This is a genomic window from Phenylobacterium sp., from assembly GCF_041691455.1.
Taxonomy (GTDB): Bacteria; Pseudomonadota; Alphaproteobacteria; order Caulobacterales; family Caulobacteraceae; genus Phenylobacterium.
Genome location: NZ_JBEPUO010000004.1, coordinates 293,520 through 300,147, shown reverse-complemented (window position 1 = coordinate 300,147; position 6,628 = coordinate 293,520). Strand labels below are relative to the sequence as shown.

7 protein-coding genes are annotated in these 6,628 nt (G+C 69.5%); 2 read left to right on the top strand and 5 right to left on the bottom strand.

The features are described 5' to 3' along the window. The coding region (gene ftsZ / locus ACESMY_RS09565) for a cell division protein FtsZ (protein WP_372784344.1) at window positions 1-871 on the bottom strand (871 nt) is incomplete at its 3' end. Between the two features lie 574 nt (window positions 872-1,445). On the opposite strand from ftsZ, the gene ACESMY_RS09560 reads away from it, so the two are divergent. After that, entirely contained in the window at window positions 1,446-1,955 is a 510-nt protein-coding gene (locus ACESMY_RS09560; protein ID WP_372784343.1) for a hypothetical protein, read from the top strand. Between the two features lie 72 nt (window positions 1,956-2,027). Here the strand turns inward: ACESMY_RS09560 and ftsA are convergent, their stop codons facing one another. The 3 genes from ftsA to ACESMY_RS09545 are packed head-to-tail and all read right to left on the bottom strand — an operon-like array spanning window position 2,028 to window position 5,254. After that, the gene (gene ftsA / locus ACESMY_RS09555) at window positions 2,028-3,419 is read right to left on the bottom strand and encodes a cell division protein FtsA (RefSeq protein ID WP_372784342.1); all 1,392 of its coding nucleotides are present in this window, start codon (window positions 3,417-3,419) and stop codon (window positions 2,028-2,030) included. 19 nt (window positions 3,420-3,438) lie between these two features. Then, window positions 3,439-4,347, bottom strand: a complete 909-nt coding sequence (locus tag ACESMY_RS09550) for a cell division protein FtsQ/DivIB (RefSeq protein ID WP_372784341.1) — start codon at window positions 4,345-4,347, stop codon at window positions 3,439-3,441. After that, entirely contained in the window at window positions 4,277-5,254 is a 978-nt protein-coding gene (locus ACESMY_RS09545) for a D-alanine--D-alanine ligase (protein WP_372784340.1), read from the bottom strand. Before ACESMY_RS09545 ends, ACESMY_RS09550 begins: the two co-directional genes overlap by 71 nt. A gap of 126 nt (window positions 5,255-5,380) precedes the next feature. On the opposite strand from ACESMY_RS09545, the gene ACESMY_RS09540 reads away from it, so the two are divergent. Then, window positions 5,381-5,821 carry a PaaI family thioesterase gene (locus ACESMY_RS09540; protein ID WP_372784339.1) on the top strand — a complete coding sequence of 147 codons (441 nt, stop codon included), beginning with the start codon at window positions 5,381-5,383 and terminating at the stop codon, window positions 5,819-5,821. A gap of 24 nt (window positions 5,822-5,845) precedes the next feature. Here ACESMY_RS09540 and ACESMY_RS09535 read toward each other — a convergent pair whose 3' ends face one another. Beyond that, window positions 5,846-6,565 carry a hypothetical protein gene (locus tag ACESMY_RS09535; protein ID WP_372784338.1) on the bottom strand — a complete coding sequence of 240 codons (720 nt, stop codon included), beginning with the start codon at window positions 6,563-6,565 and terminating at the stop codon, window positions 5,846-5,848. Window positions 6,566-6,628: the final 63 nt, after the last annotated feature.

Genomic DNA, 6,628 nt, shown 5'->3' with positions numbered 1-6,628 from the left:
CGACCTGTTCGGAGATGGCGTTGGCCGCCTCGTCGACTTCCAGCAGGGTCATGTCGAGGCCGCCGGTCACATTGACCAGAACGGCCTTGGCGCCCTTGAGCGAGACTTCGTCGAGCAGCGGGTTCTGGATGGCGTTCTGGGCGGCCATGAGCGCGCGGTCGTCGCCGGTCGCCTCGCCGGTGCCCATCATCGCCTTGCCCATCTCGGTCATCACCGTACGCACGTCGGCGAAGTCGAGGTTGATCAGGCCCGGCAGCACCATCAGGTCGGTGATCGAGCGGACGCCCGAGTGCAGCACCTGGTCGGCCATGCCGAAGGCTTCGGCGAAGGTGGTCCGCTCGTTGGCGACCCGGAATAGGTTCTGGTTGGGGATGACGATCAGGGTGTCGACGTAGCGCTGCAGCTCGGCGATGCCGGCGTCGGCCAGGCGCATGCGGTGACGGCCCTCGAAGTGGAAGGGCTTGGTGACCACGCCCACCGTCAGGATGCCGCGCTCGCGCGCGCATTTGGCGATGATCGGGGCGGCTCCGGTGCCGGTGCCGCCGCCCATGCCGGCGGTGATGAACACCATATGCGCGCCGTCGAGATGCTCGCCGATCTCCGGGATGCTCTCCTCGGCGGCTTCCATGCCGATCTCGGGATGGGCGCCTGCGCCGAGCCCTTGCGTCGCCAGGACGCCGAGCTGCACGCGGCGCTCGGTCTTGGCGAACTGCAGTTGCTGGGCGTCGGTGTTGGCGACGACGAACTCGACGCCTTCCAGCCCGGCTTCGATCATGTTGTTGACCGCGTTGCCGCCGGCCCCGCCGACGCCGAAGACGACGATCCGGGGCTTCAATTCTGTCGCCCGCGGCGCTGATAGAGCGATAGTCATGCGACCCCTTCCCAAAATACGGCTTCGGCCCCGCGAACCCCCGCGGCGCGCCGTTTCGTAACGATGCGTTAAGTACGCGCTCAGACCCTTAATTGACCGTTAACCGCATACCGTGAGTCGCGAGTCGGGAAAGGTCGCCGTTCGGTGAAAAAATCCCTTGCATCACAAGGCGTAAGGCGAATCACAGGTCGCCTGCGGCGATCTGACTCGCCGCAAGAAGCTGTGGACGTCGCGTCAAGCTCCGCCCTAGGGGGCGCGGGACGGCCTCATCGATCCCACCGGGGATAACCTGGCATGTCGCAGGAAGCGCGCGCCCGGGAAGGCTGGCGGCCGTTTCTCCAGGAAGGTGGAGACGCCTTCGGGGACATCGTTGTCGAAGGCGCCTGACATCGCGAAGCCTCCCATCGCCGCGCCGTCTCGCCGCGGCGCCTCGTGCGCGCCGGTCGGTTTCCGCCGCGTTGGGACAAGCGGTATCGCCCCCGATGAATGGCGGGATCGTCCCCTTAACCGGGCGCCCTTCGGACAGCTAGTAATCCGCCCCCAAGTCCCGGGGCGGACCTAGGAGAAACCAAGGATGCACGCTGTTCGATGGGCCACGCGCCTGACCCTTCTGTCGCTGCTGGCGGCGGGAGCCGCCGCGGCGGCCGAGCGCCATGACAATCCGCTGGCCGCCCATGTGCGCGCCGCCAACAGCCGCTTCCAGGATGTGAAGGTGGCGGTCGCCGAGGGCTATTCGCCGATCCCCTGCACCAGCGGGATCGATGGCGGGGCCATGGGCGTCCACTACGTCAACGCCAGCTACCTGAAGGACGAGACCCCCGACATCAAACGCCCGCAGGCGGTGATGTACGAGCCCGGCCCGGACGGGAAGATGAAGCTGATCGCGGTGGAATATATCTCGTTCAAGGGCCCGGCCTCTCTGGACGGACAGCTCTTCGCCTTCAACGGCGCCCCCAACCGCTATGGGCTGAACCCCTTCTACGAATTGCACGTGTGGGCCTGGCGGCCGAACCCGAAGGGCACGTTCGCGGACATGAACCCGAACGTGACCTGCGATCACGCGTCGATGATGCACGGGCATTAGTTAGCCCGCGCGCCCTGGCGCCCGCTCTCGTTCAGCCCCCAACCCGACCGGGCGCGGGCGTCAGGAATTTTTCTAGAGGTTATCCCGCAGCCACGAGGCGGCCTTGGCTACCGGATTGGCGCGGGGGTCGAGCGGCTCGCGGCGGAGCTTCGCCGAGGCGAGCGTCCTGGCCGAGACCGCCTCGCGGGGGCCGAAGGCCGCGCGGTGCAGGATGCCGGCGGCGGCGGTGAACGCGGGGCCGGAGGCCGCGTCGGCCAGGTGCGGCACGCGGCGCGGACGGCCCAGGCGCACCGGACGGTCGAACACCCGCACAGCCACTTCACGCACGCCGGCAAGTTGGCTTGCCCCGCCGGTCAGCACCAAGCCCGCGCCCGGCTCGACCGGGGCGCCCGAGGCCTTCAGCCGGTCGCGGAGCAGTTCCAGGGTCTCTTCGACGCGCGGGGCGATGATGCCCTTCAGCAGGCTGCGCGGTGCGATGACCGGGCCCGCGCCTGGATCGTCGCCGCGCGGCGGCGCCTCGATCATCTCGCGGTCCTCGTTGGCCGAGGCGATGGCCGAGCCGTGCAGGGTCTTGATCCGCTCGGCGCCGGCGATGGAGGTGGAAAGGCCGCGCGCGATGTCCTGGGTCACGTGCGCGCCGCCGACCGGCACGGTCTCGACATGCACCAGCGAACCCGCCGTGAAGACCGCCGCGGAGGTGGAGCCGCCGCCCATGTCGATGCAGACCGAGCCCAGGTCCATCTCATCTTCCTCCAGCGCGGCGAGCGCCGAGACGAAGGGGGCGGCGACGACGCCCTCGAACTGCAGGTGGGCGCGTTCGACGCAGGCCCCCAGGGTCTGGAAGACGGCTTCGGAGACCGACACCACCAGCAGCTCGACGCCCAGCGCGCGGCCGAACATGGCGCGCGGATCGCGCACCCCGCCCTGGCCGTCCACCGACCAGGCGATCGGCAGGATGTGGGCGGCCCGGCGGCCCGGCAGCTTGACCTGGGCCAGCGCGTGGCTGATCGCGCGCACCAGATCGTTGTCGGAAATCGGCCGGGCGCCGATCGAAACCCGGCCAGCGACGCGGTGGGAGGTGAGCTGGCCACCGGCGGTGGCGACGGTGACGGTCTGGACGTTGACGCCGGCCACGTTCTCGGCCCGCTCGACGGCCTGGGCGATAGCCTCGGAGGCCTCGTCGAGATTGACGATCGAGCCGCCGCGGATGCCGCGCGACTGGACATAGCCGACGCCGGCGGTGGTCAGCGTCCGGTCGCCCTTGTGGACGCCCTCGGGCTTCATGATGAAACAGGTGACCTTCGAAGCCCCCAGGTCGACGGCGGCGACCACCGGCGGGCGGACCAACGCGGCCTTCAGCCCCTCGCGGCCGTCCTTGCGGTCCTGCGCCTTCAGGTCGCCGGTTCTGCGATCCCCGGACTGGGCCCCGGATTGAGCCTCGGCGCGGCTGGCCAGTTTCAGCATGCTACAGGTCTTCCATCGGTCAGGCGCCCGCCGCGGCCGGCGAACTTAGGGGCGGAGCTTGGCGGGGCCGCACGGCCACCACGTCGGGATTGCGCAGGTCGATCCGGTCGAACCCGAGTTCGAGGATGCGCGAGCGCTGGTCGAGGTGTTCGAGCTGCATCAGCGCGCTCTCCTCCCCGCTGGCCGGCAACTGGATCAGCGAGCCGTCCTTCATCCGAAGGTCCCAGCGCCGGTCATCGACGCGGACCAGGGCGTCCATCTGGCTCATCAGCCGCGGCCGCTGGGCGATCACCGGCAGGATCTCCGGCGCGTGCTCGGCCCCGCCTTCGCCCACCACCAGCGGCAGGGTCGTGAACCGGCGCGCGTCGGCCTCGGGGATCACCCGCCCGTGCTCGTCGATGACGTACTGCCGGCCGGAATGCTGCCAGACGGCCAGCTGGCGGCGTTCGACCACCACCACCATCAAGGTGTCGGGCAGCAGCCGCACGATGCGCGCTTCCTTGACCCAGCCCACCTGTTCGACGTGGCGGCGCAGGGCGTCGAGGTCGAGGCCCATCAGCGGCTGGTTGTCATAGATCCCGGCGGCGCGGGCGATGTCGGCCTTGGCGAGCGCGGAAGCGCCCTGCACCTCGATGTGGCGGACGCGGAAGCCCGCCGCGGCGAAACGGCTGTCGATGGCGGCGCCGATGTTGGCGGCGAGCCGTTCGCCGCGGTGGCCGCTGGCGAGCGTCGCGCCGAGCGCCAGAGCCAGGACCAGGACCGCGCCGGCCAGCGCCACCTTCGGCGACAGGCCTTGCGGCTGGCGGGCGTCGCGGGCGCTCTGCCGCGCGGCCTTGGGCGCAGCAGCGCGCGCGGGTCTAGGCGGCGCCTTGACCGGGGGTTTCGCCTGTCTTCGCGAGCCCCCCCGCACCGCTCCGGCCATACGCATCCTCCGTGATCCAAAGCACCAATCGGTCGAAATCCACGCCCTGCAGCGCCGCCTGCTCAGGGATGAGCGAAGTGGGCGTCATGCCGGGCTGGGTGTTCACCTCAAGGAGGACCAGAATGTCGTTAATGTCGTCATAACGGAGGTCGGAGCGGGTAACCCCCCGGCAACCAAGGGCGGCATGCGCCAGCTCGCTCATTCTCAGAGCTTTTTCAAAGGCATGCGGGGGGATTTCGGCGGGAACGACGTGCGTCGATCCGCCCTCGGCATACTTGGCCTCGTAGTCGTAAAAACCTGTGCGCGGAATTATGTCAGTGACGGTCATGGCCTTGCCGTCCATCACGCCCACCGCCAGCTCCCGGCCGCGGATGTAGGGCTCGATCATCACCTCCTCGCCGAAGGTCCAGCTTGGAGCGACGATCTCCTGCGGCGGACGGTTGGCGCCGTCGAACACCAGGAACACCCCGACCGAGGAGCCCTCGGCGTTCGGCTTGACCACATAGGGCGGCGGCATGACGTGCTCGGCCGCCGCCTTGAAGCGGTTGAAGAGCCCGCCCCCTGGCACCGCGACGCCCGCCGCGGCCAGCACCGCCTTGGCCTTGGCCTTGTCCATGGCCAGCGCCGAGGCCAGGACCCCACAGTGGGTGTAGGGGATGTTCAGGGTCTCCAGGACGCCCTGGACGCAGCCGTCCTCGCCCCATTCGCCATGCAGGGCGTTGAAGCAGACGTCGGGCTTCAGCCGGGTCAGCACCTGGGCTAGGTCGCGGCCGGCGTCGACGCGGCTGACCTTGGCCCCCAGGCGCTCCAGCGCGTCGGCGCACTCGCGGCCCGAGACCAGGCTCACCTCCCGCTCGGAGGAAAGCCCGCCCAGGAGGACGGCGACGTGGTGTCCGGAGAGCGGCGCGGCCATGGGCGAACTCGAAAGGATTGTGCCCCAAGCCGGTGACTGACCCGCGCCGCCGGGTCAAGGGCCGGCGCATGCTGACACGGCGTTGTCAGCAGGGTGGCGACAGAGTGTCGATCGAGGAGATTCGCCATGGGCTTCAACGCCGCCAACGCTAACACCACCGCCCTCGACGGCCTGCCGACGCCACCCTGCGCAAGGCTGCTGGGTTGGGAGCTGCTGGCCGCCAGGCCGAAGGAGGGTTGGATCAAGGTCGGCTTCGACGCGCGCTGGGAGTTCACCAATCCCGCCGGCTACATCCAGGGCGGCTTCCTGGCCGCGATGCTCGACGACACCATGGGCCCGGCGGTGTTCGCGATGACGGAAGGCCGCCTCTATTCGCCGACCATCGACATGCATGTGAGCTTCCTGAAGCCCGCGCGCCCCGGACGGCTGGTGGGCGAGGCTTGCGTCGTCCAGCTCGGCAAGTCGATCGCCTTCGTGGAGGCGACCTTGAGCGACGCGACGGGCGAGCCGGTGGCGCGCGCGACCTGCAGCGCGCGGCTGGTCGATGCGGAGAAGGCGCTGGGCTGACAACGTCCAAACGGCGGCCGCCGATCAGCCGCCAGTCAAGGGCCGCGAGGCCGCTATCGGCCGGCAGATGGCGGCGTTCGGCCTATTGTCCCGGGCCTGTTTGGCGGCGGCGGCGAACCTCGGAGCCTCGACGAGGCCCGTCTCCTTCACGGCATCGCGCAGGCGCGCGCTGGTCCGGTGCATGAGAAGATTGGAGTCGGACGCAGCCGCCAGGGTGATCCTGAGCTGTTCCGCCTCCACGTCACTCAGCCGACGTCCAGGTCCGACCATGCTGTCCAGCAGCGCCCATTGATCTTCCTCGCGATCGCTAAGGCCGCTGAGATAGGCCGTCTGCTGAACGATCGCCGTATAGGCGATCGCCTTGCTCCGCGGCAGGTGTGAAACGGTCTGATCAGCGACAAGGGCGCCCCAGGCGCCCACGGTCCAGGGCGTGAAGGACGGATGTCCGATCGCGCCAATCGGCGGCAGCCTGCCGCTCTCCGTCCCGCGCTGCAAGATCGCCGACAGGGCCGCCAGGCGCTCGGTCACGCAGGCATCCTGCGCCTCGCGCAGCGCCGCATTGTCCACCTCGCGGACGAAGGCCTCCTGCAGCGCCGCCTCGCCGGCCTGCGCCTGGTGTCGCCAATGCATCGCCTCCACCGCCTGCTCGCCACCCAGCGCGATCAGTACGCCGATGACGATGGTGCCGATCTCCTTCAGGAACTCGCGCAGGCCGCGCCACGGCTTCGGCTTGTGGATGTCCATGCCGCCCCCCAGCAGATCAACCAAGCCTAGCCGTAACCGAACTCGCCGAACCTCGGCAATGGG

Coding starts and splice junctions, on each gene's coding strand:
- ftsA (WP_372784342.1), bottom strand. CDS start 3,419: ATGCTGAAACTGGCCAGCCGCGCCGAGGCTCAATCCGGGGCCCAGTCC.
- ACESMY_RS09535 (WP_372784338.1), bottom strand. CDS start 6,565: ATGGACATCCACAAGCCGAAGCCGTGGCGCGGCCTGCGCGAGTTCCTG.
- ACESMY_RS09560 (WP_372784343.1), top strand. CDS start 1,446: ATGCACGCTGTTCGATGGGCCACGCGCCTGACCCTTCTGTCGCTGCTG.
- ACESMY_RS09540 (WP_372784339.1), top strand. CDS start 5,381: ATGGGCTTCAACGCCGCCAACGCTAACACCACCGCCCTCGACGGCCTG.
- ACESMY_RS09550 (WP_372784341.1), bottom strand. CDS start 4,347: ATGCGTATGGCCGGAGCGGTGCGGGGGGGCTCGCGAAGACAGGCGAAA.
- ACESMY_RS09545 (WP_372784340.1), bottom strand. CDS start 5,254: ATGGCCGCGCCGCTCTCCGGACACCACGTCGCCGTCCTCCTGGGCGGG.